This window comes from Streptomyces sp. NPDC090994 (assembly GCF_044768905.1).
Taxonomy (GTDB): Bacteria; Actinomycetota; Actinomycetes; order Streptomycetales; family Streptomycetaceae; genus Streptomyces.
In genome coordinates, this window is record NZ_JBIVWS010000001.1 from 689,212 (window position 1) to 713,093 (window position 23,882).

Genomic DNA, 23,882 nt, shown 5'->3' on the forward strand with positions numbered 1-23,882 from the left:
GAGGCCCTCCATACGACAGCCGCGGCCCGCCGGAAGGCGGACCGCGGCTGCACGCACGTCAAACCTACTGGTCGCGCTTGAGCGCCTCCAGCGCCCGCCCCGTGACCTCGTCGACCGCCCCCATCGCGGAGATGGTCACGACCAGCCCCTGCGACTTGTAGTAGTCGATGATCGGCTCGGTCTGCGTGTGGTAGACCTCCAGCCGCTTGCGCACGGTCTCCTCGGAGTCGTCGTCCCGCTGGTACAGCTCGCCGCCGCAGACGTCGCAGACGCCCTCCTTGGCCGGCTGCTTGTACGTGACGTGGAAGACGTGCGACGAGTCGTTGCGGCACACGCGCCGTCCGGCGATGCGCTTGACGACCTCTTCCTCCGGCGCCTCCAGGTCCAGCACCGCGTCGAGCTTCATGTCCTCGGTCTCGAGCAGCTCGTCCAGCGCCTCCGCCTGGGAGACGTTGCGCGGGAAGCCGTCCAGCAGGAAGCCGCCCTCGGCGTCGGGCTGCTCCATGCGGTCCTTCGCCATGGCGATGGTGACCTCGTCGGGGACGAGATTCCCCGCGTCCATGTAGGACTTCGCGAGCTTGCCCAGCTCCGTCTGCCGGCTGATGTTGGCGCGGAACAGATCACCCGTGGAGATGTGCGGGATGTGCAGCGTCTCGGCAAGGCGGGTGGCCTGCGTTCCCTTACCGGCACCCGGCGGCCCGACGAGGACGATTCGCATCAGCGGAGGAACCCTTCGTAATTGCGCTGCTGGAGCTGGCTCTCGATCTGCTTCACCGTCTCCAGTCCCACACCCACGATGATCAGGATGCTGGTACCACCGAACGGGAAGTTCTGGTTTGCCCCGAAACCAACCAACGCCATCGTCGGCACGAGAGCGATAAGACCCAGATACAGCGAACCCGGCCAGGTGATCCGGTTGAGTACGTAGCTCAGATACTCAGCGGTCGGTCGGCCAGCCCGGATGCCCGGGATGAAGCCACCATACTTCTTCATGTTGTCCGCGACTTCCTCGGGGTTGAAGGAGATCGCCACGTAGAAGAACGCGAAGAAAACAATGAGCAAGAAGTAAAGCGTGATGTAGATGGGGTGATCGCCCTGGACGAGGTTGGCCTCGATCCAGGTCTTCCAGCCGGACGTGCCGCTGGAGAACTGGGCGATCAGAGCCGGGATGTACAGCAGCGACGACGCGAAGATGACGGGGATCACGCCCGCCTGGTTCACCTTGAGCGGGATGTACGTGGACGTACCGCCGTAGGAACGGCGGCCGATCATCCGCTTGGCGTACTGCACGGGGATGCGGCGCTGTGCCTGCTCGACGAAGACCACCAGGCCGACCATGACCAGGCCGACCGCGATGACCGTGCCGAACTCGATCCAGCCGTCGGCCAGCGAGCCCTGCGTCTTGATCGCCCACAGGGCGGACGGGAAGGTCGCGGCGATCGAGATGAACATGAGGATCGACATGCCGTTGCCGATGCCGCGGTCGGTGATCAGCTCACCGAGCCACATCACGGTGGCGGTGCCGGCGGTCATGCAGATCACCATGACGATGGTGGTGAAGATCGCCTGGTCCGGGACGATCTGGTTGGCCACGGTGCAGCCGGAGAAGAGGGCGCCGCTGCGCGCGGTGGCCACCAGGCCGGTGCCCTGGAGGATGGCGAGTGCCATGGTCAGGTAGCGGGTGTACTGCGTGATCTTCGCCGTGCCGGCCTGGCCCTCCTTCTTCAGGGCTTCCAGGCGCGGGATCACGACGGTCAGCAGCTGCAGAATGATGCTGGCCGTGATGTACGGCATGATGCCGAGCGCGAAGACCGTGATCTGCAGCAGGGCGCCGCCGCTGAACATGTTGACCAGACCGAAGAGGCCCTGGTTGCCGGACGCCTGGTCCACACACTCTTGAACGCTCTTGTAGTCGACGCCCGGGATGGGGATGTGCGTACCCACGCGGTACACGACGATGATCCCGAGCGTGAAGAGGAGCTTCTTGCGCAGGTCGGGCGTCTTGAACGCCCGGGCGAACGCGGTGAGCACGGTGCCTCCTGCGACCCCCGCGCTGGCGCGTCAAGGGTGACGGTCTTGAGGTTCGACTGACGACTTAATGAGTAACGGTCAACTGCCGCTCAGGGTGCCCCATGTGTGACACCCGTGAAAGTGGGCAGTTCCGGTCACCTTACCGGCGAGACCACTGCCCTTGGAACGACCAACCGGGGATACCCCATTTGTGGGGTATCCCCGGTCGGGATCGCTCAAGTCATCGAGACGCCTGTGGTGTTCAGACGAGCTCGGTGACGCTGCCGCCGGCGGCGGCGATCTTCTCCTTGGCGGAGGCGGAGGCCTTGTCGACCTTCACCTCGACCGCGACGGAGATCTCGCCCTCGCCGAGGACCTTGACCAGGCTGTTCTTGCGAACGGCGCCCTTGGCCACCAGGTCCTCGACCGTGACCTCGCCACCCTGCGGGTAGAGCTTGGCCAGCTTGTCGAGGTTCACGACCTGGTACTCGGTCTTGAACGGGTTCTTGAAGCCCTTCAGCTTCGGAAGACGCATGTGGAGGGGCATCTGGCCACCCTCGAAGCGCTCCGGAACCTGGTAGCGGGCCTTCGTACCCTTGGTACCACGACCGGCCGTCTTACCCTTCGACGCCTCACCACGACCCACACGGGTCTTGGCGGTCTTGGCGCCCGGGGCGGGACGGAGGTTGTGGATCTTGAGCGGGTTCTGCTCCGCCATGATCAGTCGACCTCCTCGACCGTCACGAGGTGGCGGACGGTGTGCACCATGCCGCGGAACTCGGGACGATCCTCCTTGACGACCTGCGTGTTGATGCCCTTGAGACCAAGGGAACGCAGGGTGTCACGGTGGTTCTGCTTGCTGCCGATGTAGGACTTGACCTGCGTAATCTTGAGCTGCGCCATGATTACGCACCCGCCCCGGCACGCGCACGGAGAAGAGCCGCGGGGGCGACGTCCTCGAGCGGCAGACCGCGGCGGGCCGCGACCTCCTCGGGACGCTGCAGGCCCTTGAGGGCCGCCACGGTCGCGTGCACGATGTTGATCGCGTTGTCGGAGCCGAGCGACTTCGACAGGATGTCGTGGATACCGGCGCACTCGAGCACGGCACGCACCGGACCACCGGCGATAACACCGGTACCGGGCGACGCGGGCTTGAGCAGGACGACGCCGGCAGCCTTCTCACCCTGGATCGGGTGCGGGATGGTGCCCTGGATACGGGGGACCTTGAAGAAGTGCTTCTTGGCCTCCTCGACACCCTTGGCGATGGCGGCCGGCACCTCCTTGGCCTTGCCGTAACCGACACCCACGGTGCCGTCACCGTCGCCCACCACGACCAGCGCGGTGAAGCTGAAGCGACGACCACCCTTCACAACCTTGGCGACACGGTTGATCGCGACGACGCGCTCAACGTATGCGGTCTTCTCGGCGGCAGCAGCGCCGCCGTCACGGCCCTTCCGGTCCCGCCGCTCGCCGCCACCGGCACCGCTTCCGCGGCGCTGGGGTCCAGCCATTGGATTACCTCTCTCTTTCCGCTAGCTACAAGCGGCTCAGAACTTGAGCCCGGCCTCGCGGGCGGCGTCCGCCAGGGCGGCGATGCGCCCGGCGTACTGGTTACCACCACGGTCGAACACCACGGCCTCGACACCGGCGGCCTTGGCGCGCTCGGCGACCAGGGCACCGACCTGCTTGGCCTGCGCGGACTTGTCGCCCTCGCCACCGCGGATCGAGGTGTCCAGGGTGGACGCCGACGCCACGGTGTGGCCCTTCAGGTCGTCGATGACCTGCGCCACGATGTGGCGGTTGGAGCGGGTCACGACCAGACGGGGACGCTCCGCCGTACCCGCGACACGCTTGCGGATGCGGATGTGACGGCGCTTGATCGCGGCGCGCTTGTAAGCGTCGCCCTTGAGGATCTTCTGCCCGTATGCCATGGCTTACTTACCCGCCTTTCCGACCTTGCGGCGGATGACTTCGCCCTCGTACTTGACGCCCTTGGCCTTGTACGGGTCGGGCTTGCGCAGCTTGCGGATGTTGGCCGCGACCTCGCCGACCTTCTGCTTGTCGATGCCCTCGACCGAGAAACGGGTGGGGGCCTCGACCTTGAAGGTGATGCCCTCGGGGGCCTCGACCAGGATCGGGTGGCTGTAGCCGAGGGAGAACTCCAGGTTCGAACCCTTGGCGACAACGCGGTAACCGACACCGCTGATCTCGAGCTTCTTCACGTAACCCTGGGTCACGCCGGTGATCATGTTCGCCACCAGCGTGCGGGACAGGCCGTGCAGGGCCTTGTTCTGACGCTCGTCGTTGGGGCGGGTGACGTTGAGCACGCCGTCCTCACCCTTGGCGATCTCGATCGGCGCCACGACGGTGTGGGTCAGCGAGCCCTTGGGGCCCTTGACCGAGACCGTCTGGCCGTCGATGGTGACGTCCACGCCGGCGGGAACCGCGATGGGGAGCTTGCCGATGCGCGACATAGCTGTTTCCTCCGTTCCCTTCCGCTACCAGACGTAGGCGAGGACTTCCCCACCCACGCCCTTCTTGCCGGCCTGCTTGTCGGTGAGGAGCCCGTGCGACGTGGAGATGATCGCCACGCCCAGGCCGCCGAGCACCTTCGGCAGGTTGGTGGACTTCGCGTACACCCGGAGACCGGGCTTGGAGATCCGCTTGATGCCCGCGATGGAGCGCTCACGGTTGGGGCCGAACTTCAGCTCCAGGACGAGGTTCTTGCCGACCTCGGCGTCCTCGACCTTCCAGCCCGTGATGAAGCCCTCCTGCTGGAGGATCTCCGCGATGTGAGACTTGATCTTGGACGCCGGCATCGTCACGGAGTCGTGGTACGCCGAGTTCGCGTTCCGCAGACGCGTAAGCATGTCTGCGATCGGATCAGTCATGGTCATGAATTGGCCTTCGGCCTCTCTCGCCGGGGTTTCCTGGTGCGCCATCCCTCTCCCCGATCCGAGACGGGACGGGTGCGGCGCGGTGGACCTACGGCGTAGTAAGTCGTATGGGCACGACAGGCGCCCAACCCCACAAGCCTAAGGCATGCGAGGGTGGGCCCCTGCCGACCCAGTTGCTTACCGAGAGCCCTGGGGAGTCCCTGTAAGGGGACTACCAGGAGCTCTTGGTCACGCCCGGCAGCTCGCCACGGTGAGCCATCTCACGAAGGCACACGCGGCAGAGGCCGAACTTGCGGTACACGGAGTGCGGGCGGCCACAGCGCTGGCAGCGGGTGTAGCCACGCACACCGAACTTCGGCTTGCGAGCAGCCTTGGCAATCAGAGCCTTCTTCGCCATCTCGCTCACGCCTCCTTGAAGGGGAAGCCGAGGTGACGAAGGAGCGCGCGGCCCTCAGCGTCGTTGGTCGCCGTGGTGACCACGGTGATGTCCATACCCCGGACGCGGTCGATCTTGTCCTGGTCGATCTCGTGGAACATGACCTGCTCCGTGAGACCGAAGGTGTAGTTGCCACGGCCGTCGAACTGCTTGGGGGACAGGCCGCGGAAGTCGCGGATGCGCGGCAGCGCGAGCGACAGGGTGCGGTCCAGGAACTCCCACATGCGGTCGCCACGGAGCGTGACGTGGGCACCGATCGGCTGACCCTCACGCAGCTTGAACTGCGCGATGGACTTGCGGGCCTTGGTGACGGCCGGCTTCTGACCGGTGATCGTGGTGAGGTCCTTGATGGCGCCCTCGATCAGCTTGGAGTCGCGGGCGGCGTCGCCCACACCCATGTTGACCACGATCTTGACGAGGCCGGGGATCTGCATGACGTTCTCGTACTTGAACTCGTCACGCAGCTTGCCCGCGATCTCCTCGCGGTACTTCGTCTTCAGACGCGGAGTGGTGGTGGTAGCCATCAGATGTCCTCACCCGTCCGCTTGGCAACGCGGATCTTGTTGCCTTCGTCGTCGAAGCGGTAACCGACGCGGGTCACGACCTTCTTGCCGTCCTTCTCCACGACCAGCTGGACGTTGGAGACGTGGATCGGCGCCTCGGTGGTGACGATGCCGCCGGCCTGCGAACCGCGAGCGGTCGGCCCGGCCTTGGTGTGCTTCTTGACCCGGTTGACACCCTCGACCAGGACGCGGTCCTCGCGGGGGAAGGCCGCGATGACCTTGCCCTGCTTGCCCTTGTCCTTACCGGTGATGACCTGGACCAGGTCGCCCTTCTTGATCTTCATGCTCACAGCACCTCCGGCGCGAGGGAGATGATCTTCATGAACTTCTTCTCGCGCAGCTCACGGCCGACGGGGCCGAAGATACGGGTGCCGCGAGGGTCGCCGTCGTTCTTCAGAATGACGGCGGCGTTCTCGTCGAAGCGGATGTACGAGCCGTCCGGACGGCGGCGCTCCTTGACGGTGCGAACGATGACCGCCTTGACGACGTCACCCTTCTTCACGTTGCCACCGGGGATCGCGTCCTTGACGGTGGCGACGATGACGTCACCGATACCCGCGTAGCGGCGACCTGAGCCACCGAGCACACGGATGGTGAGGATTTCCTTCGCACCCGTGTTGTCGGCGACACGAAGTCGCGACTCCTGCTGGATCACGTCTATCTCCTGATTGTCTGCCGGTTCCCCGGGGGCCGATCAAGCGACCGGCCCCCGGAGCCTGGCGGAACTGTCCTGCGGGTTTGCCCGCAGGAGAATTACTTGGCCTTCTCGAGGATCTCGACGACGCGCCAGCGCTTCGTGGCGGACAGCGGCCGGGTCTCCATGAGGAGGACGCGGTCGCCGACACCCGCGGCGTTCTGCTCGTCGTGCGCCTTGAGCTTGTTGGTACGGCGGATGACCTTGCCGTACAGCGCGTGCTTGACGCGGTCCTCGACGGCGACGACGACGGTCTTGTCCATCTTGTCGCTGACGACGTAGCCCTCACGGGTCTTACGGAAGCCGCGCGCCTCGGTGTTGTTCTCAGTCACGTTGCTCTCGCTCATCAGGCGCTCTCCACCGTCTCGATGCCCAGCTCGCGCTCACGCATCAGGGTGTAGATCCGCGCGATGTCCTTACGGACGGCCTTGAGCCGGCCGTGGTTCTCGAGCTGACCCGTCGCCGCCTGGAAGCGGAGGTTGAACAGCTCTTCCTTGGCCTCGCGGAGCTTGTTGAGCAGCTCCTCGTTGCCCAGCTCGCGCAGCTCGGACGCCTTGGTACCGGCCGACATCACGCTTCACCTGCCTCGCGCTTGACGATCTTGCACTTCATCGGCAGCTTGTGGGCCGCACGGGTCAGGGCCTCGCGCGCGATCTTCTCGTTGGGGTACGACAGCTCGAACATGACGCGTCCGGGCTTGACGTTGGCCACCCACCACTCCGGGGAACCCTTACCGGAACCCATGCGGGTCTCGGCCGGCTTCTTGGTGAGGGGGCGGTCCGGGTAGATGTTGATCCAGACCTTGCCGCCACGCTTGATGTGGCGGGTCATGGCGATACGAGCCGCTTCGATCTGGCGGTTCGTGACGTACGCCGGGGTCAGCGCCTGGATGCCGTACTCGCCGAACGCAACCTGCGTGCCACCCTTCGCCATACCACTGCGCTTGGGGTGGTGCTGCTTGCGGTGCTTGACCCTACGGGGGATCAGCATGACTGGTCAGGCCTCCGTTCCGGTGCTCTCAGCCGGAGCCGCAGCGGCGGGCGCGTCAGCCTTGGGGGCTTCGGCGGCCGGAGCCGACTGCTGCTGCGGCTTGCGACCGCGACCGCCACGCTCGCCACCGCGGCCACCACGGGCCGGGCGGTCGTTGCCACCACGGGCCGGGCGGTTGCCGGCGCGGGCAGCGGCGTTCTCGGCGCGGACCTCGGCGATGTTCTTGACGTCGCCCTTGTAGATCCAGACCTTCACGCCGATGCGGCCGAAGGTCGTCTTGGCCTCGAAGAAGCCGTAGTCCACGTTCGCGCGGAGCGTGTGCAGGGGCACGCGGCCCTCGCGGTAGAACTCCGAGCGGGACATCTCGGCGCCGCCGAGGCGGCCACCGCACTGGATCTTGATGCCCTTGGCGCCCGCCTTCATCGCCGACTGCATGCTCTTGCGCATGGCGCGGCGGAAGGAGACGCGGGAGGAGAGCTGCTCGGCGACGGCCTGGGCCACCAGCTGAGCGTCCGTCTCCGGGTTCTTGACCTCGAGGATGTTCAGCTGGACCTGCTTGCCGGTCAGCTTCTCCAGGTCACCGCGGATGCGGTCGGCCTCGGCGCCGCGGCGGCCGATGACGATGCCCGGACGCGCCGTGTGGATGTCCACGCGGACACGGTCACGGGTGCGCTCGATCTCCACCTTCGAGATGCCGGCGCGCTCCATGCCGGACGTCATCATCCGACGGATGGCGACGTCTTCCTTGACGTAGTCCTTGTACAGCTTGTCGGCGTACCAACGCGACTTGAAGTCGGTCGTGACACCGAGCCGGAACCCGTGCGGGTTTACCTTCTGGCCCATTACCGGGTTCCTTCCTTGCTGCTGACGACCACGGTGATGTGGCTGGTCCGCTTGCGGATCCGGTAGGCGCGGCCCTGGGCGCGCGGACGGAACCGCTTCAGGGTCGGGCCCTCGTCGACGTACGCCTCGGAGATGTAGAGGCTGTCGGCGTCGGTGTGGTCGTAGTTGTGCGCGGCGTTGGCGATGGCGCTGTCCAGCACCTTGCCGACCGGCACGCTCGCGGCCTGCGGGGCGAAACGCAGGACCGCCTGAGCCTCCGTGGCGTCCATGCCACGGATGAGGTCCACCACGCGGCGGGCCTTCATGGGCGTGACGCGGATGTACCGCGCCTGGGCCCTGGCTTCCATGGTTGTCCCTTCGGTGTTAGTCATAGTCGATTCCACCCCGCCGTTAGCGGCGCTTCGACTTCCGGTCGTCCTTGACGTGACCCCGGAAGGTGCGGGTCGGCGAGAACTCGCCGAGCTTGTGGCCGACCATGGACTCGGTGACGAACACCGGGATGTGGGTCTTGCCGTTGTGCACCGCGATCGTGTGGCCCAGCATGCTGGGGACGATCATCGAGCGACGGGACCAGGTCTTGATGACGTTCTTGGTGCCGGCTTCGTTCTGTGCGTCCACCTTCTTGATCAGGTGGTCGTCGACGAAGGGCCCCTTCTTCAAGCTACGCGGCATCTCAACCCGTCCTTAGCGCTTCTTGTTCGTCTTGCGGCGGCGGACGATGTACTTGTTCGACGCCTTCTTGGGCGAACGAGTACGGCCTTCCTTCTTGCCCCACGGGGACACGGGGTGGCGGCCACCGGAGGTCCGGCCCTCACCACCACCGTGCGGGTGGTCCACCGGGTTCATGACCACACCACGGACGGTCGGGCGAACGCCCAGCCACCGCTTGCGGCCCGCCTTGCCCCAGTTGATGTTCGACTGCTCGGCGTTGCCGACCTCGCCGACGGTGGCGCGGCAGCGGACGTCGACCAGGCGGATCTCACCGGACGGCATGCGCAGGTGGGCGTAGGCGCCCTCCTTCGCGAGCAGCTGCACGGAGGCGCCGGCGGAGCGGGCGAACTTGGCGCCGCCACCGGGGCGCAGCTCGATCGCGTGGATGGTCGTACCGACCGGGATGTTGCGCAGGGCGAGGTTGTTGCCCGGCTTGATGTCGGCCCCGGGACCGTTCTCGACGCGGTCACCCTGCTGCAGGTTGCGCGGGGCGAGGATGTAGCGCTTCTCGCCGTCGGCGTAGTGCAGCAGCGCGATGCGCGCGGTGCGGTTGGGGTCGTACTCGATGTGCGCGACCTTCGCCGGCACGCCGTCCTTGTCGTGCCGACGGAAGTCGATGACGCGGTAGGCGCGCTTGTGTCCGCCACCCTGGTGGCGAACGGTCACACGACCGGCGTTGTTACGGCCGCCCTTGCTGTGCAGCGGGCGAACCAGCGACTTCTCCGGCGTGGACCGCGTGACCTCGACGAAGTCGGCGACGCTGGCGCCACGACGGCCAGGAGTCGTCGGCTTGTACTTGCGGATTCCCATTTCTCAGTCCTCGTCCGATATCGGACGATCCGGACCTCCGTCAGGAGGTCGGACCGCCGAAGATGTCGATACGGTCGCCCTCGGCGAGGGTCACGATGGCGCGCTTGGTCGCGGCGCGCTGGCCGAAACCGGTGCGGGTGCGCTTGCGCTTGCCCTGGCGGTTGATCGTGTTGACCCCGGTGACCTTGACCGAGAAGACCGCCTGCACGGCCTGCTTGATCTGGGTCTTGTTGGCGCCCGGCGCGACGATGAAGGTGTACTTGCCCTCGTCGAGCAGCGCGTAGCTCTTCTCCGACACGACCGGCTTCAGCAGGACGTCACGGGGGTCCGTGAACGCCTTGCTCGCCGGGGTGACGACGGTGTTCTTGCCCTCGGCCTCGTGGCGACGTGCCTTGGCGACGCGCGCGGCCTTGGCGGCCTTGGCCGCCTTCGAGGCGATGCTCGGGTGACGCGTAGCCATCAGGCTTCGCTCCCTTCGGTGTCAGCAGCCGGCGACTTAGCCGTGCCAGACACGAAGGACTCGAACGCGGCCTGGGTGAAGACCACGTCGTCCGAGACGAGAACGTCGTACGTGTTCAGCTGGCCCGGCTCCAGGATGTGGATCTGGGGCAGGTTGCGGGCGGAGAGCCACGCGGCCTCGTCCGAGCGGTCGGCGACGAGCAGCAGGTTCTTGCGCTCGCTGATCTTGCCGAACAGCGTCTTGGCGGCCTTGGTGGAGATCTCGCCCTCGACCACGCCGGAGACGACGTGGATGCGGTTGTGACGCGCCCGGTCGGTGAGGGCGTGACGCAGGGCGGCAGCCTTCATCTTCTTCGGGGTGCGCTGCGAGTAGTCGCGCGGCACGGGACCGTGCACGACGCCACCACCGGCGAACTGCGGCGCGCGGGTCGAACCCTGACGGGCTCGACCGGTGCCCTTCTGGCGGTACGGCTTCTTGCCACCGCCGCGGACCTCGCCACGCGTCTTGGTCTTGTGGGTGCCCTGGCGGGCAGCGGCCAGCTGCGCGACGACGACCTGGTGGATCAGCGGAACGCTGACCTTCTCGACGTCGAAGATCTCCGCGGGGAGCTCGACGGTACCGGCCTTGTCGCCCGCCGGCGAAAGGATGTCAACAGTGCTCATCGGTTACCTCAGGCCCCCTTGGCCGCGGTGCGGACCAGGACGAGGCCGCCGTTCGGACCGGGAACCGCGCCCTTGATGAGCAGCAGACCCTTCTCCGCGTCAACGGCGTGGACGGTCAGGTTCTGGGTGGTGACCCGCTCGTTGCCCATGCGACCCGCCATACGGAGGCCCTTGAACACGCGGCCCGGGGTGGCGCAGCCACCGATGGAGCCGGGCGAGCGGTGCTTGCGCTGGGTGCCGTGTCCGGCGCCGAGGCCCTTGAAGTTGTGACGCTTCATGACACCGGCGAAGCCCTTGCCCTTGCTCTTGCCGGTCACGTCGACCTTGACACCGGCCTCGAAGACCTCGGCGGTGACTTCCTGGCCGAGCGTGTACTCGGCGGCGTCGGCCGTGCGGATCTCGACGAGGTGGCGGCGGGGCGTGACGTCGGCCTTGGCGAAGTGGCCCTTGAGGGGCTTGTTCACCTTGCGCGGGTCGATCTCGCCGAAGGCGATCTGGACCGACTCGTAGCCGTCGGCGTCGTTCGTGCGGACCTGGGTGACGACGTTGGGGCCGGCCTTGACGACGGTGACCGGAACAACACGGTTGTTCTCGTCCCACACCTGCGTCATGCCGAGCTTCTCGCCCAGGATGCCCTTGATCTGCTTGGTCATCTTCAGATCACCGGCCTCAGAGCTTGATCTCGATGTCGACACCGGCCGGGAGGTCGAGTCGCATCAGAGAGTCAACGGTCTTGGGGGTCGGGTCGAGGATGTCGATCAGGCGCTTGTGCGTGCGCATCTCGAAGTGCTCGCGCGAGTCCTTGTACTTGTGCGGCGACTTGATGACGCAGTACACGTTCTTCTCAGTGGGCAGCGGCACCGGGCCCGCGACCGACGCACCAGTGCGAGTCACCGTCTCGACGATCTTCTTCGCCGAAGAGTCGATGACCTCGTGGTCGTAGGCCTTGAGCCGGATGCGGATCTTCTGTCCCGCCATGGCTACTTAGTAGTCCTGTCTCTCTCACGCTCTGGGACCCGGAGTTTCCTGTCCCCGTCTCCGACCCACGCGGTCGGGCGTGTCGCGCTCCCGCTGACACAGATGCCCCTACTTCGAACATCCCTGCTATGGGGAGTGCGGGCCCTTCCGGAACCGCGGACCGGGGGCGAAGACCCACCGGGCGCCTGGTCGGAACCCCGCATACGCTTCCCGAAAGATTCCCGTACGTCCGTCCCCGCACCTTCCGGTGCACTACCTGGGGCGACGAGTACTGTGGGACTCGCTTCCGGTCCTCCCGGCGGGAGGCGCGCAGCATCGGCACTCGACCGAGCAACCCCGCTAGTCTGCCATACGGGGCATCGAGGACGCCAATCGAGCCGACGACATTACCCCGCCGGTGCCACACCTCAAACCCTCGACGCCGCGTCGCCCGCCTTAAGCCACGCTCAAGGCCGCCTCAAGCGGGCCCGGCCGAACCTTGTTACCAAAGGTAACCCCAGCTCGGTCCCCCTAGTCTCCCGGCACGGCATCGCTCTCCCCCACAGAACGAGGTGTGCTCACCATGGCTGCTCATCGCGCCCGCGGACGGTCCCTGGGCGGACTGGTCCTGCTGGTGACCGGCGCGCTCGTCGCCGCCCTGCTCCTGACCACGTCGGGGCCCGGCACGCACCGGGCCGACGCGGCTCAGACCGCGGTGACCTGGTCCGACGAGTTCGACGGCGCCGCCGGCAGCCGCCCGGACCCCGGCAGGTGGACGCTGGAGACCGGCGGCACGGGCAACGGCAACAACGAACTGCAGTACTACACGGACAGCACGTCCAACGCGGCCCTCGACGGCAGCGGCAACCTGGTCATCACCGCCCGCAAGAACACCGACTCCGGCCTCCAGTGCTGGTACGGCACCTGCCAGTACACCTCGGCCCGGCTGAACACCGCCAAGACCTTCACGCAGAAGTACGGCCGCTTCGAGGCCCGCATCAAGGTGCCGCGCGGCCAGGGCGTGTGGCCCGCGTTCTGGATGCTCGGCGACGACCTGGGCAGCGTCGGCTGGCCGAACAGCGGCGAGATCGACATCATGGAGAACGTCGGCTACGAGCCCGGCACGGTCCACGGCACGGTGCACGGCCCCGGCTACTCCGGCAGCGGCGGCATCGGCGCGGCGTACACGCTGCCCGACGGCAGGGCGTTCGCCGACGACTTCCACACCTTCGCGGTCGACTGGAGCCCCGAGGCGATCACCTGGTCGGTGGACGGGCAGACGTACAAGACGCTGACGCCGTCCGGGGTGAACGGCAACAAGTGGGTCTTCGACCACCCGTTCTTCCTGATCCTCAACTTCGCGGTCGGCGGCAACTGGCCCGGCAGCCCCGACTCCGCCACCGCCTTCCCGCAGACGATGACCGTCGACTACGTCCGGGTCTCCGCCGCGGGCTCCGGCGGCGGCGCCACCGGCGGGCCGATCAAGGGCATCGGCGGCATGTGTGTCGACGTGGCCGGTGCCGCCGACGCCGACGGGACACCCGTCCAGCTCCACGACTGCAACGGCGTCGCCGCGCAGCAGTGGACGCTGCCCGGCGACGGCACGGTCCGGGCGCTGGGCAAGTGCCTGGACGTGAGCGGCGGTTCGACCGCGGACGGCGCGGTGGTGCAGCTGTGGACCTGCAACGGCACCAAGGCCCAGCAGTGGACGTACACCGCGGCCGGGGACCTGACCAACACCGGCGCCGACAAGTGCCTGGACGCCAAGGACAACTCCTCGGCCGACGGCACCCGCCTGCAGATCTGGACCTGCGCCGGAACCGCCAACCAGAAGTGGACCATCGGCTGAGCCCCGGCCGGCGCCCGCCCGCGGCTGCTCAGCCCCGGCGGGCGTCGGCCTCCCACAGCCGGGTGAAGGACCGGTCCAGCCCTTTCTTGAGCGCGCGGGCCACCGGGCGCTCCACCAGCCGGTGGACCAGCCAGCCCAGTACGCAGAACCCGGCGATCAGCGCCGCCACCAGCAGCCGGGGGTCCATCGTGTCCCGCAGCCGGCTGATCAGCGCCGTCCCCGCCGCGTAGTGCATCAGGTACAGCGGATACGTCATCGCACCCGCCGTCACCAGCCACTTCCACTGGATCCGGTCGGTGTGGCCGAGGGCGACGGCGGCCATGAAGAGCAGGAAGACGGTGTAGATCAGGAAGGCGCCGCGCCAGCCGGAGACGTGCTCGACCTCGTCGATGCGTTTCCCCAGCTCCAGCTGGCCCATCAGCCAGGCCGTGCCGAGGATGCCCCACAGCAGCAGGTCGGGGCCGAAGCGGTGCATCAGGTACAGGGCGAGTCCGGCGATGAAGAACCAGGCACCGTCCGGGTTGGCGACCAGTTCCAGCAGCGGCAGGTCGGAGATCGGCGCCAGCATCGCCACGGCGCCCCACACGCAGCAGAAGGCGACCACCCTGCGGTACGTCAGCCCCATCGCGACGACGACCAGGAACAGCAGGTAGAAGCGCAGCTCGGACCAGAGCGTCCAGTAGACGCCGTCGACGTTGGGCACGGCCGAGCCGGACTGGAGCATGGTGAGGTTGAGCAGGATCTCGCGCACCTTGAGGCGCTCCCACACGCCCGGTACGGCGACCAGGACGGCCGTGGTGAACAGGACCGCGAACCAGTACGCCGGGTAGAGCCGGATCACCCGGGAGACGAAGAACTGGCGGGGCGTGCGCCCCCAGCTCGACATGCAGATCACGAAGCCGCTGATCACGAAGAAGATCTCGACGCCGATCCAGCCGTAGGTGCCGACGTGGTGCACCGTCGGCATGATGTCGCCGACCGGCCGGCCCCAGATGACGTTGCCCGGCCGGTCGGTCCGCTCGGTGCCGGCGAAGTGGTGCAGGGCCACCATCAGGGCGGCGACGAGGCGGATGCCGTCGATGACGTACAGCCGGCGTCCCGCGCCCCGTCCCCCGGCCGTGCCCGTCCCGCGCGTCCCGTGGCGTGCCGAGGAGCGCTGGGCGGGGACGGTCGCGGTGAGCGGGGGCAACGGATGTCTCATCCTTCCAGACAAGAACAGTGTTCACAGTGAGCGGTAGGGGTTTGGGACAGCTGTCGCCAAGCTCCCTCACAGAGTTGGCGGGGAGTTCACCTGCGGGCGCCGCTCCGGCCGTTCCGGGTGTGCCGTGTCACACCCGCCCCCTAGGGTTCGCGCATGCCTTCGAATGACGGTTCCCATCACGCCATCGGTTCCCGAGTCGCGTACTGGAGCGGGCGGTGGGAGACGGCCACCCGCGCCCAGGCCCGCTCCGCCTTACGGGAGTTGGTGCGGATCTCCGACGACGGGGCGGCGCTGGAGCTGGCCGCGCGCTTCGCGCCGGTCGCCGAGCTGTCCTCGGACTCGCTGCTGCAGCTGTGGTGGGGGTCCGCCGCCGACGAGGACGGCTTCGCCGCCGCCGTGCTGGCACCGGCGTTCCGCCGTGAGGGCCGTACCGTGCTGCGGCTGACCCGCATGGTCACGCTGACCGGGCTGCGCCACCTGACCATGCTGCGCAAGCTGGAGCTGGAGAGCAGCAAGGACATCACCGACCTCACGGAGATCGGCGCGCTCACCGGCCTGACCTCCCTCGGGCTGTACGGCTGCGCCAAGGTCGAGGACCTCTCCCCGCTCGCCGCCCTCACCGGCCTGACCGGTCTCGACCTGCGCGGCTGCGCCAAGGTCGAGGACCTCACCCCGCTCAGCGCCCTCACCGAGCTGACCCGGCTCGACCTGCACCGCTGCCGCGCCGTGGCCGACACGGCGCCCCTGCTGACCCTCGGCCGCCTGCGCGACCTGGACCTGAGCATGACGCGGGTGACGTCGGTCGCCGGTTTCGGCGCGGCCTTCCCGCTGCTCGAGCGGCTGAACCTGCGCGGCTGCCGGTCCTTCAAGACCCCCGCCGAGCTGTCCGGACTGACCCGGCTGACCCGCCTGGACCTCGGCTGGACCGGCGTCCGCGACCTGACCGGCCTGGCCGGCGTCCCCGACCTCTTCGCGCTCGACCTGGCGAGCTGCAAGCGCCTGCGCGACCTGACCGGCATCGCCGCGGCCCCGAACCTGACCGAGCTGGTCGTCGAGGACTGCCCCCGCTTCCAGAGCTTCCGCGGGCTCGGCCACCACCCCCGGCTGACGACCCTCAGGGTCAAGGGCTGTCCGGCCCTGCGCGACCTGACCGGCGTCGCCGCGCTGACCGGCCTGACGGACCTGCGCGTCGAGGGGGGCGAGGGACTCGTCTCCGTCGCGGGCGTCGGCCCGCTGCCCTCCCTGGAACGGCTCGTCCTCCTCGGCTGCACCGCGCTGGAGGACTTCGCCGACCTGGCCCTCCTCCCCGGTCTGCGCCACCTCCACCTGACCGGGACCGGTGCGCTGCGGAACCTCGCCCCGTTCGCCGCGCTCACCGGCCTGCGGACGCTCAGCCTCGGCACCTGCCACGGGCTGACCGACCTGACCGGCCTCGGCGTCCACCCCGAGCTGACCCGGTGCTCCGTCCAGCAGGCGCCCAGTCTGCGCACCGTCGGTGACCTCGACGGCCTGCCCGCCCTGCGCGAACTGGAGCTGTCCGGCGTCCCCTCCCTCACCGGCCTCGGGCGGCTGAACCGGCTGCCCTCGCTCAGCCACGTACGCGTCCGGGACTGCCCGGCGCTCACGGACCTCGACGCGCTGGCCGGCGCCCCGGTCACCCAGGTCGACCTGTCGGGCTGCCGGGCACTCACCGACATCAGCGGGCTGTCCGGCACCCCGCTCACCGAGCTGAGACTGATGGACGCCCCGGGCCTGCCCGCGCTGCGCGGCCTGGAGAACTGCCCCGGCCTGCGGAAACTGGATCTCCGGCGGACCGAGTCCCTGACGGGGCTGCCCGAAGCCGGTTCCCTCACCGAGCTCTCCCTGTCCCACCTGCCGTGGCCGGACCTGTCCCCGCTGACCGGCCTCGCCTCGCTCCGGAAGCTGGAACTGGGGACCATGGAGAAACTGACGGACATCAGCGCCCTGACCGCGCTGCCCGCCCTCGCCGAGATCGACTTCATCGACCTCCCCCTCCTCACGGACACCGGCCCCCTGCTCGACGTGGAGTCGTTGCGCCGCGTCAAGAGGTCGCGCCAGATGCGCGCGCAGGCACTGTCGGACCGGCCCGACCCCGTCCTGGCCGAGCTGGAGACCCGCGAGGTGACCGTCGACTGGCACTGACCTCACGGCCGCCGCCCGGCCCCGCCGTCCGGCGCCGGGCGGCGGGGCAGCAGCAGCGGGGTCGCCAGCAGCAGTACGCCGGCCAGACCGAGGGCCGCTCGCGGCCCGAGCAGCCCGCCCAGTACGCCCCACAGGGCCGTGAGCAGCGCGGTCGAGCCCCTGGTCGTGACCGTCCAGGCGGTCAGCGTGCGGGTGACCCGGTCGGCCGGGGTCCGCTGGAGGCGGTAGGTGGCGTGGACGGGGTTGAAGACCCCGCAGCACAGGATCAGCCCGAACTCGACGCCGACCACCACCAGCAGCCCGCCCGCCCCGGGCCCGACGAAGGCCAGCCCGACCGGCCAGAGCGCGCGCGACGCCCCCGCCCCGACCAGCACCCGGTACGGCCCGAACCGCCGGACGAGCGGCCGGGCGAGCCGCGCCCCGAGCAGCCCGCCGACCGAGGGCGCGGCGAAGGCCAGCCCGTACTGCCAGGGCGCGAACCCGAGCGGCCCGAGCAGCAGCACGGCCAGCAACGGCGAGGTGGCCATCACCAACCCGTTGAACAGCGCGGTGTTGAGGAACAGCGCCCGCAGCGCCGCGTCGGAGACGATGAACCGCCACCCGTCGAACAGTTCCCCCGCCCGCATCCGCGCCGCGGCCTCCGGCCTCCGGGGCACGGTGTCCCGCCCTCCCCGGCCCGTCGCCCGGATGCCCAGCGCGGACAGCAGGTAGCTGACCGCGTCGGCCGCGACGGTCGCCACCGGCCCGAGCACCCCGATCACCGCACCGCCCAGCGGCGGCCCGACGATCGTGGCCGACCAGGTGATGGCCTCCAGCCGCGCGTGGGCGACGAACAGCTCCTCCCCGTCCAGCACCGCCTTCAGGTACGCCCCGGAGGCGGCCCGGAACCCGATATCGCCCGCGGCGACGACTGTCGCTACCACCACCAGTTGTACGAAGGTCAGCACGCCGACCCCGTACGCGACGGGTACCGTCAGCAGCGCCACGCACCGCACCAGATCCATCCCGATCAGCACCGGCCGCTTCCGCCGGAACTCCACCCACGGCCCGAGCGGCACCGCCACGGCCGCGCCGACGGCGGTCCCCACGGCGGACAGCGCGGCGACCTGGGCCGGTCCAGCATGCAGCACCTGCACGGCGATCAGCGGAAACGCCCCGAAGGCGAGCCACGTCCCGAGCGCGCTGGTCCCGTACGCCGCCCAGAGCCATCCCATGCCGACATCAAAGCGATCGGGAAGCGCCGGCATCAAACAACCCGGACACCCTCCCCCCACAACCCCTGGTTGTACATTTACGGTGTCGTCATGGACCTCGCCACCGTCCGGACCTTCGTCGCCGTCGCCGACGCGGGACAGTTCCAGGAGGCCGCCGCCGTGCTGGGCCTCACCCAGCAGGCCGTCTCCAAACGCGTCGCCGCGCTGGAGCGGAGCCTCGGCGTCCGGCTGTTCGTCCGTACGCCGCGCGGCGCCGACCTGACCATCGACGGACGGGCCTTCCTCCCCCACGCCCGCGAGCTGCTGCGCGTGGCCGAGCGCGCGGAGGCGTCCGTCCGCGCCGACCGCCGCCCCCTGCGCGTCGACGTCCTCACCTCACGCAGCGCGCAGTCCCGCCTGATGCGCGGCTTCCACGAGGCGCACCCCGAGATCGACCTCGACGTGATGACGATCTTCGGCATCGACACGGCCGTCACCGCGCTCCGCTCGGGCGCGCTCGACGCGACGTTCCGCGCGGTGGCGGCACCCGGCCGGCCGCTCCCCGACGACATCGCGTCGGTCCGCGTACTCGACGAGCCGCTGCACCTGCTGACCGGCCCCGGCCATGCCCTGGCCGACGCCCGCTCGGTGCGTCTCGCCGACCTCGCCGGCCACCGGATCTGGATGCCGGGCATCGTCCCGGGCACGGAGTGGGCCGCGTACTACGACGACCTGGTCGCCGCGTTCGGCCTGACCATCGAGGCGACCGGCCCCAACTTCGGCAGCGACGCGCTGCTCGACACCATCGCCGACACGCCGACCCTGGCCACGTTCATGGGCGCCCGCACCCGCCTGATCTGGCCGACGGGCCACGACCTGCGCCTCATCCCGGTGACCGACCCGACCCCCGTCTACCCACACTCACTCCTCTGGCACCGGGACAATGCCCACCCGGGGTTGGAGGTGCTGCGAGGTCACCTCGCGGGCGGCGGGGAGAGGGGCGGGGGCGGGACGTGGGTGCCGGGGTGGGTACGGCGGCGTTAGCGGAGCTGCGAGAGGAACGCCGTCCAGGTCTCCGGGGGGAGGGTCAGGTGGGGGCCGTCCATGGTCTTGGAGTCGCGGACGTGGATGGTGTGGGGGGTTATCGCGATCTCGACACAGGAGGTGCCGTCGTTTCCGCCGCTGTAGCTGCTCTTGAACCACCGCATCAGCAGTCAACCTCCGAGGCGTACGCCAGAAAGTCCGCCCACGCGCCAGACGTGACCGTCAAACGGGGCCCGTCGACGGTCTTGGAGTCACGGACGTGCACGGTGCCGGGAGTGAGGGCCAACTCAACGCACGAGTTGCCGTCGTTTCCGCTGCTGTAGCTGCTCTTGAACCACGCCAGCTCAGAGGCGTCTCCGGCGGTGGTCTTGCGGATCATGTCTCTCCCAGCAGTTGTTCGATGAAGACCAGCGACTCCCGCGGAGAGAGCGCCTGGGCTCGGATCGTGCCATACCGCAGCTCCAGGATGCGGAGGTGCTTGGGGTCCGAGGTCGGTCGCCCGTTGAACGCCCCATCGGATCGGCCGACCGCCGACCCGTCCTCGAACTTCAGCAACTCGATCGTGCCGTCCGTCCCGGAGTGGGTCTCGCAGTCCATCGGCATCACCTGAAGCACGACATTGTGCAACTGCCCCACCTCCAGCAGACGTTCGAGCTGCGGACGCCAGACCATTGTGCCTCCGATGGGACGACGCACCACCCCTTCTTCCAGGACGAAGCTGAGCGCGGGAGCGGGTGAACGCTCGAAGACCGCCCGCCGGGCGATCCGCGCGGCCACCATGCGCTCTACGTCGTCCGGTGAGTACGGCGGCTGCGCGGCTCCGATCACAGCTCGCGCATGCTCCGGCGTCTGCAACAACCCGTTGATGCTGTTGCTCTGGTACACGGCGATCTCAACCGCCTTCGCCTCCGCCTGCCCCTGTGCCCGAACCCTCTTCGGGTACCGGACTTTCTTCACGTCCTCCCAGGTCGCGGAAATGAGCCCACCCGCGTTGAGTACTCGATCCGACCTGTCCAGATACGTCTGCCGAGGAATCCGCCGCCCGCCCTCGACCTTGTAGACCAGGTCCTCCCCGTACCCGATCGCCGCCCCGAACTCGGCGGCCCCCATCCCCGCAGCCTCCCTCCGCAACTTCAACTGCCGCCCCACCGTCGCGATGACCGCGACCCCCCACTCATCGTCCGGGTCGACCTCCCACCCCGGCTCATCCACCTCGACGGCCATCACGCACCACCCCTTCGTCGAACCCGCAACGTCACCCACCGCCCTACCCCTCCACCCCACACCGACAGCCCCGGACGCTCAGGACAAGCTCCGGACAGTCACGGCACGCATCCGCAGAGTCACTGTCCACGGTAAGCAGAGAACGCCACGCTGAGTGACGTGAATCAGAAATGCCCCTTCAACGTGCAGCTCTCCTCCACACCCCGAGGTGCCCGCCTCGCCCGTCTCCTGTCGACCGAGCAACTCCGCTCCTGGGGCCTCCCCACCCACCCCGCCGACCTCCTCGTCGCCGAACTGGCGGCCAACGCCGCGACCCACGGCCGAGTCCAGGGTCGCGACTTCCGCCTGGTACTGCACGTCATCGACGGCACCCTCCGCATCGAGGTCACCGACACACAGGGCGACCGCCTCCCCAAACCCCAGGAGACGCCGCCGGACGCCGAAACCGGCCGTGGCCTGCTGCTCGTCGACGCGTTGGCCGACCGCTGGGGCGTAGCGGACGACCGCTTCCCGTGCAAGACCGTGTGGGCGGAACTGCGCCTCACGCCACCGGACCCCGAATCTCCGAACTCCGGTGCCGCGAGCGCCCCCGTGGCGCCCGCTCACTCGCCCGGGTGAACATCACCGGCCGGGCTGGCGTTCACGTCCCCCAACTGCCCTACGCTCAGCGGCAACAGAACGGCCCCCGCAGGGACGGCAATCCCGGAGCGAGGGCCTCACCACCCAGGAAGAAGAGACCTTCCCGATGGATACCCAAGACCCTATCGCGCCTTGCCCTCCCCGCTCCGGCGTGATGCACGAAAACACCCGCCACACCACCCACTTCGTGGTGATCGGCAACCACCTCGCGCAGCACAGCGAACTCTCCGGCCTGGCCATCGGCGTGGCCGTCCGCATCCAGTCGCTGCCGACCGGCACACCCGCCGCCGACCCGGCCGAACCGGCGGAGGCGGTCCCCCTGCTGCGCGAGGTCGCCGTACTGCGCGAGCTCACCGAGGCGGACGGCACCCTCAGCCTCAGCGCCCTGGAAGACCTCCGCCGCACACCCACCCACTCGTAACCCCGCAAGGAACTCCATGGTCAGCTCGTCGCACGAGGCGATGCACCGCGTCTTCCAGGACCACCCGACGCTCTTCTCCCGCGTCTCCCAAGCCCTCGGCGTCCCTCTGCCACCGCCCGTCTCGGTCAGCGTGCTGCCCAACGACGTGACGGAGACGGAGCCCATCGAACGCCGTATCGACACTCTGCTCCGCATCGAGACCCGGCACGACGGGTCCTTCCTGCTCGCCATCGAGGCACAGCGGAAAAAGGACCCGGAGAAATCGGTCAGCTGGAGTTACTACCTCGCCTACCTGCGCAGCAAGTACCGCCTGCCGCCCCTCCTCCTCGTGGTCTGCCAGGACCGCGCCACGGCCGAGTGGGCGGCCCGACCGGAGCCCATCGGGTTCTGCTCATGGCCCTCGCTGACCGTTCGGCCCATCGTCGCCGGCCCCCACAACATGCCGGTGATCACCGACCCGGACCAGGTCCGCGAAGACCTCGCCCTGGCCGCGCTGGCCGCGATCGTCCACGGCGCGAGCCCGGACATCGAGGGCATACTGAAGGCCATGTCGACGGCGCTCATGGACGAACCGGAACCCGTCAGCATTCCCTTCGTCGAACTCATCTTCCGAGGACTGGGCAAGCTGCCCGCCGCAGAGATCTGGAGCAAACTGGTGGTCGTGGACCTTGATTTCTACCAGTCGGACTTCTTCCAGAAGGCGACCGAGAAAGCGCGCACCGAAGGCCGTGCAGAAGGCCGCGCAGAAGGCCGCGCCGAAGGCGAAACCCAACAGGCGGTCAAGGACGTCCTCGACGTCCTCGCCCAGCGCGGCATCGACGTCCCGCCGGAGGCACGCGAGCGCATCACCCACTGCGGTGATCCCGAGCTGCTGCACACCTGGCTCCTGCGAGCCGTGACCGCGACCTCCCTCGACGAGGTCATCGACTGACAGCTCCCAGAAGCGCGCCCAGCAGGGGAGCGTCAGGTCCTCGTGACCTTCCCGCAGGCCATGTCCCGCTCCCCCGTCAACGGCTCGCTCCGGTCGTAGGGGTCGATCTCGGGCCCCGTCGCCGGTGACCCCGTCGCGGACGCGCCGGAGAAGGACGGGTGCAGGTACCCGTCGTACACCTCGCACGCGGTGTCGCCGAAGTCGGCGTAGTACGACTTCGGCAGCAGCCGCCCCTCGGTGGCCTCCCACCGCTCCGGGTCGGCCAGCATCATCGTCACGTCCCGGCGGACGATCGTACGGTCGACGGCCTCGTCGCCCCCGACCCGCTCGACGGTGTAGACGAAGGTGTAGTCGGCGTGCACCTCGACCGAGCCCGGGTCGCCGGCCTCGTACGTCATCTCCCCGCGCACCTTCACCGCGCCCCCGATGACCCTGGCCTCGTCCGGGTCGAACCGGGTGAACAGCGTCAGCGGGTCGTCCTCCCGGCTCGGGTCGCTCAGCGACCGCTCCACCTGGTCCGTCAGGCCGGGACTCTTCGGGTCGAGCAGACCGATCGCCTTCTCCGGACGCCCACCGCCGAGCACATCCGGGTCGAGGTGGGAGGCGACCAGCAGTTCCTTGGTCATCCGCAGCGCGGACGCCACATCCGCCTCGCTCATGCCGCCGACCGCCTTCGCCTTCGGCAGCTCGATCCCCTCCGCGCCGTCGGCCCAGCTCAGCGCGGGCGACCCGCGGAACGGCTCCGCGCGGGTGGGCAGCCCGGAGTCCGGGGACTTCGCCTCCGTCGTCCCCGTGTCACCGAAGCGGTCCAGCAGGAGCGAGGGCCGTACGGCCACGACGGCGACGGCCGCGGCGAGCACCACGCCGGCCACGGCGAGGACACGGCGCCGGCGCGTACGCCGGCCGTTCACCTCGTCCCACGCGGGGCCGGTACGCCACCCGGGCGGGTCGGCCTGCCGGCCCTTCTTCCCCCGCCGGGCCGCTTCCTCCTCCTCCCGCAGCCGCCGCGCCACCATCCGCGCCCGCGCCGAGGGCTCCTCGGGCGGCGGGGCTCCCCCGCCCGAGGAGCCCTCGGCGGCGTCCTTCAGGAACGCCTCCAGCTCGGCGTCGGAAAGGGACGGTTCGTCACCGGACGAGTTACTCACGGTTCACTCACAGGCAAGAGACGGGACATGTCGCGGGAC

General features: G+C 68.8%; 35 protein-coding genes. 6 read left to right on the forward strand and 29 right to left on the reverse strand.

From position 1 onward, the window contains the following. Positions 1-64: 64 nt before the first annotated feature. From ACIQR3_RS03185 to rpsJ, 23 genes are all read right to left on the reverse strand, one after another. Positions 65-718: an adenylate kinase gene (locus tag ACIQR3_RS03185; protein WP_215167413.1), complete on the reverse strand. Its 654-nt coding sequence runs from the start codon at positions 716-718 to the stop codon at positions 65-67. Next, positions 718-2,031: a preprotein translocase subunit SecY gene (gene secY, locus ACIQR3_RS03190; protein WP_403533357.1), complete on the reverse strand. Its 1,314-nt coding sequence runs from the start codon at positions 2,029-2,031 to the stop codon at positions 718-720. Before secY ends, ACIQR3_RS03185 begins: the two co-directional genes overlap by 1 nt. A gap of 241 nt (positions 2,032-2,272) precedes the next feature. Continuing rightward, positions 2,273-2,728: a 50S ribosomal protein L15 gene (gene rplO / locus ACIQR3_RS03195; RefSeq protein WP_189417905.1), complete on the reverse strand. Its 456-nt coding sequence runs from the start codon at positions 2,726-2,728 to the stop codon at positions 2,273-2,275. A 2-nt stretch (positions 2,729-2,730) separates the two neighbouring features. After that, positions 2,731-2,913 carry a 50S ribosomal protein L30 gene (gene rpmD, locus ACIQR3_RS03200; RefSeq protein ID WP_003974250.1) on the reverse strand — a complete coding sequence of 61 codons (183 nt, stop codon included), beginning with the start codon at positions 2,911-2,913 and terminating at the stop codon, positions 2,731-2,733. Between the two features lie 2 nt (positions 2,914-2,915). Continuing rightward, positions 2,916-3,521, reverse strand: a complete 606-nt coding sequence (gene rpsE, locus ACIQR3_RS03205; RefSeq protein WP_108014598.1) for a 30S ribosomal protein S5 — start codon at positions 3,519-3,521, stop codon at positions 2,916-2,918. Positions 3,522-3,557: 36 nt separating this feature from the next. Beyond that, positions 3,558-3,941 (reverse strand): 50S ribosomal protein L18, encoded by a 384-nt coding sequence (gene rplR / locus ACIQR3_RS03210; protein WP_215167411.1) that lies wholly within the window; start codon positions 3,939-3,941, stop codon positions 3,558-3,560. Between the two features lie 3 nt (positions 3,942-3,944). Beyond that, positions 3,945-4,484, reverse strand: coding sequence for a 50S ribosomal protein L6 (gene rplF / locus ACIQR3_RS03215; protein ID WP_215167410.1), 540 nt, complete (start codon positions 4,482-4,484; stop codon positions 3,945-3,947). Positions 4,485-4,508: 24 nt separating this feature from the next. Continuing rightward, a complete protein-coding gene (gene rpsH / locus ACIQR3_RS03220; RefSeq protein ID WP_007384075.1) occupies positions 4,509-4,907 on the reverse strand; it encodes a 30S ribosomal protein S8 in 399 nt (132 codons plus the stop codon). 211 nt (positions 4,908-5,118) lie between these two features. Beyond that, positions 5,119-5,304: a type Z 30S ribosomal protein S14 gene (locus tag ACIQR3_RS03225; RefSeq protein ID WP_003948630.1), complete on the reverse strand. Its 186-nt coding sequence runs from the start codon at positions 5,302-5,304 to the stop codon at positions 5,119-5,121. 5 nt (positions 5,305-5,309) lie between these two features. Then, the gene (gene rplE / locus ACIQR3_RS03230) at positions 5,310-5,867 is read right to left on the reverse strand and encodes a 50S ribosomal protein L5 (RefSeq protein WP_403533361.1); all 558 of its coding nucleotides are present in this window, start codon (positions 5,865-5,867) and stop codon (positions 5,310-5,312) included. After that, on the reverse strand, positions 5,867-6,190 hold the full coding sequence (rplX, locus tag ACIQR3_RS03235; RefSeq protein WP_010036713.1) for a 50S ribosomal protein L24: 324 nt from the start codon (positions 6,188-6,190) through the stop codon (positions 5,867-5,869). Before rplX ends, rplE begins: the two co-directional genes overlap by 1 nt. Positions 6,191-6,192: 2 nt before the next feature. Continuing rightward, on the reverse strand, positions 6,193-6,561 hold the full coding sequence (rplN, locus tag ACIQR3_RS03240) for a 50S ribosomal protein L14 (protein WP_003974257.1): 369 nt from the start codon (positions 6,559-6,561) through the stop codon (positions 6,193-6,195). A gap of 98 nt (positions 6,562-6,659) precedes the next feature. After that, the gene (gene rpsQ / locus ACIQR3_RS03245; RefSeq protein ID WP_189417909.1) at positions 6,660-6,947 is read right to left on the reverse strand and encodes a 30S ribosomal protein S17; all 288 of its coding nucleotides are present in this window, start codon (positions 6,945-6,947) and stop codon (positions 6,660-6,662) included. Beyond that, a complete protein-coding gene (rpmC, locus tag ACIQR3_RS03250; RefSeq protein WP_010036720.1) occupies positions 6,947-7,171 on the reverse strand; it encodes a 50S ribosomal protein L29 in 225 nt (74 codons plus the stop codon). Before rpmC ends, rpsQ begins: the two co-directional genes overlap by 1 nt. Beyond that, the gene (rplP, locus tag ACIQR3_RS03255) at positions 7,171-7,590 is read right to left on the reverse strand and encodes a 50S ribosomal protein L16 (protein ID WP_190206087.1); all 420 of its coding nucleotides are present in this window, start codon (positions 7,588-7,590) and stop codon (positions 7,171-7,173) included. The genes rpmC and rplP overlap by 1 nt, the downstream gene beginning before the upstream one ends. A gap of 6 nt (positions 7,591-7,596) precedes the next feature. Beyond that, the gene (gene rpsC / locus ACIQR3_RS03260; protein ID WP_215167409.1) at positions 7,597-8,433 is read right to left on the reverse strand and encodes a 30S ribosomal protein S3; all 837 of its coding nucleotides are present in this window, start codon (positions 8,431-8,433) and stop codon (positions 7,597-7,599) included. Beyond that, positions 8,433-8,780, reverse strand: coding sequence for a 50S ribosomal protein L22 (rplV, locus tag ACIQR3_RS03265; RefSeq protein WP_019329637.1), 348 nt, complete (start codon positions 8,778-8,780; stop codon positions 8,433-8,435). Before rplV ends, rpsC begins: the two co-directional genes overlap by 1 nt. A gap of 43 nt (positions 8,781-8,823) precedes the next feature. Next, the gene (gene rpsS / locus ACIQR3_RS03270) at positions 8,824-9,105 is read right to left on the reverse strand and encodes a 30S ribosomal protein S19 (protein WP_403533367.1); all 282 of its coding nucleotides are present in this window, start codon (positions 9,103-9,105) and stop codon (positions 8,824-8,826) included. A gap of 12 nt (positions 9,106-9,117) precedes the next feature. Then, positions 9,118-9,954: a 50S ribosomal protein L2 gene (gene rplB / locus ACIQR3_RS03275; protein ID WP_018543909.1), complete on the reverse strand. Its 837-nt coding sequence runs from the start codon at positions 9,952-9,954 to the stop codon at positions 9,118-9,120. 40 nt (positions 9,955-9,994) lie between these two features. Then, the gene (gene rplW / locus ACIQR3_RS03280; RefSeq protein ID WP_215167408.1) at positions 9,995-10,414 is read right to left on the reverse strand and encodes a 50S ribosomal protein L23; all 420 of its coding nucleotides are present in this window, start codon (positions 10,412-10,414) and stop codon (positions 9,995-9,997) included. Next, positions 10,414-11,076 carry a 50S ribosomal protein L4 gene (rplD, locus tag ACIQR3_RS03285; protein WP_215167407.1) on the reverse strand — a complete coding sequence of 221 codons (663 nt, stop codon included), beginning with the start codon at positions 11,074-11,076 and terminating at the stop codon, positions 10,414-10,416. The genes rplW and rplD overlap by 1 nt, the downstream gene beginning before the upstream one ends. 8 nt (positions 11,077-11,084) lie before the next feature. Next, a complete protein-coding gene (rplC, locus tag ACIQR3_RS03290; protein WP_215167406.1) occupies positions 11,085-11,729 on the reverse strand; it encodes a 50S ribosomal protein L3 in 645 nt (214 codons plus the stop codon). Positions 11,730-11,745: 16 nt separating this feature from the next. After that, the gene (gene rpsJ / locus ACIQR3_RS03295) at positions 11,746-12,054 is read right to left on the reverse strand and encodes a 30S ribosomal protein S10 (RefSeq protein WP_003948644.1); all 309 of its coding nucleotides are present in this window, start codon (positions 12,052-12,054) and stop codon (positions 11,746-11,748) included. 562 nt (positions 12,055-12,616) lie between these two features. Between rpsJ and ACIQR3_RS03300 the strand changes: the two genes are divergently transcribed. Beyond that, the gene (locus ACIQR3_RS03300; RefSeq protein ID WP_403533371.1) at positions 12,617-13,882 is read left to right on the forward strand and encodes a family 16 glycosylhydrolase; all 1,266 of its coding nucleotides are present in this window, start codon (positions 12,617-12,619) and stop codon (positions 13,880-13,882) included. Positions 13,883-13,910: 28 nt separating this feature from the next. Here ACIQR3_RS03300 and ACIQR3_RS03305 read toward each other — a convergent pair whose 3' ends face one another. Then, a complete protein-coding gene (locus tag ACIQR3_RS03305; RefSeq protein WP_403533374.1) occupies positions 13,911-15,071 on the reverse strand; it encodes an acyltransferase family protein in 1,161 nt (386 codons plus the stop codon). 165 nt (positions 15,072-15,236) lie between these two features. Between ACIQR3_RS03305 and ACIQR3_RS03310 the strand changes: the two genes are divergently transcribed. Then, on the forward strand, positions 15,237-17,246 hold the full coding sequence (locus ACIQR3_RS03310; protein ID WP_403533376.1) for a hypothetical protein: 2,010 nt from the start codon (positions 15,237-15,239) through the stop codon (positions 17,244-17,246). A gap of 2 nt (positions 17,247-17,248) precedes the next feature. Here ACIQR3_RS03310 and ACIQR3_RS03315 read toward each other — a convergent pair whose 3' ends face one another. After that, complete coding sequence (locus ACIQR3_RS03315) at positions 17,249-18,460, reverse strand: MFS transporter (RefSeq protein ID WP_403533379.1); 1,212 nt, start codon at positions 18,458-18,460, stop codon at positions 17,249-17,251. 90 nt (positions 18,461-18,550) lie between these two features. On the opposite strand from ACIQR3_RS03315, the gene ACIQR3_RS03320 reads away from it, so the two are divergent. Further along, a complete protein-coding gene (locus ACIQR3_RS03320) occupies positions 18,551-19,483 on the forward strand; it encodes a LysR family transcriptional regulator (RefSeq protein ID WP_403533381.1) in 933 nt (310 codons plus the stop codon). On the opposite strand, the gene ACIQR3_RS03325 is transcribed toward ACIQR3_RS03320, so the two are convergent. The 3 genes from ACIQR3_RS03325 to ACIQR3_RS03335 are packed head-to-tail and all read right to left on the reverse strand — an operon-like array spanning position 19,480 to position 20,707. Further along, complete coding sequence (locus tag ACIQR3_RS03325) at positions 19,480-19,647, reverse strand: DUF397 domain-containing protein (RefSeq protein ID WP_403533384.1); 168 nt, start codon at positions 19,645-19,647, stop codon at positions 19,480-19,482. The two genes, ACIQR3_RS03320 and ACIQR3_RS03325, sit on opposite strands and share 4 nt — an antisense overlap. After that, positions 19,647-19,862 carry a DUF397 domain-containing protein gene (locus ACIQR3_RS03330; RefSeq protein ID WP_403533387.1) on the reverse strand — a complete coding sequence of 72 codons (216 nt, stop codon included), beginning with the start codon at positions 19,860-19,862 and terminating at the stop codon, positions 19,647-19,649. Before ACIQR3_RS03330 ends, ACIQR3_RS03325 begins: the two co-directional genes overlap by 1 nt. Beyond that, positions 19,859-20,707 carry a helix-turn-helix transcriptional regulator gene (locus ACIQR3_RS03335; RefSeq protein ID WP_215164978.1) on the reverse strand — a complete coding sequence of 283 codons (849 nt, stop codon included), beginning with the start codon at positions 20,705-20,707 and terminating at the stop codon, positions 19,859-19,861. Before ACIQR3_RS03335 ends, ACIQR3_RS03330 begins: the two co-directional genes overlap by 4 nt. 150 nt (positions 20,708-20,857) lie before the next feature. Here ACIQR3_RS03335 and ACIQR3_RS03340 point away from each other — a divergent pair, with 150 nt between their 5' ends. The 3 genes from ACIQR3_RS03340 to ACIQR3_RS03350 all read left to right on the forward strand — a co-directional run bounded on the left by ACIQR3_RS03340 (position 20,858) and on the right by ACIQR3_RS03350 (position 22,698). Next, positions 20,858-21,325, forward strand: coding sequence for an ATP-binding protein (locus ACIQR3_RS03340; RefSeq protein ID WP_403533985.1), 468 nt, complete (start codon positions 20,858-20,860; stop codon positions 21,323-21,325). Between the two features lie 175 nt (positions 21,326-21,500). Continuing rightward, complete coding sequence (locus tag ACIQR3_RS03345; protein ID WP_403533389.1) at positions 21,501-21,767, forward strand: hypothetical protein; 267 nt, start codon at positions 21,501-21,503, stop codon at positions 21,765-21,767. 16 nt (positions 21,768-21,783) lie between these two features. Beyond that, positions 21,784-22,698 carry a hypothetical protein gene (locus ACIQR3_RS03350; RefSeq protein ID WP_403533392.1) on the forward strand — a complete coding sequence of 305 codons (915 nt, stop codon included), beginning with the start codon at positions 21,784-21,786 and terminating at the stop codon, positions 22,696-22,698. 32 nt (positions 22,699-22,730) lie between these two features. On the opposite strand, the gene ACIQR3_RS03355 is transcribed toward ACIQR3_RS03350, so the two are convergent. Next, positions 22,731-23,843 carry a hypothetical protein gene (locus ACIQR3_RS03355; RefSeq protein WP_403533395.1) on the reverse strand — a complete coding sequence of 371 codons (1,113 nt, stop codon included), beginning with the start codon at positions 23,841-23,843 and terminating at the stop codon, positions 22,731-22,733. Between the last annotated feature and the right edge of the window lie 39 nt (positions 23,844-23,882).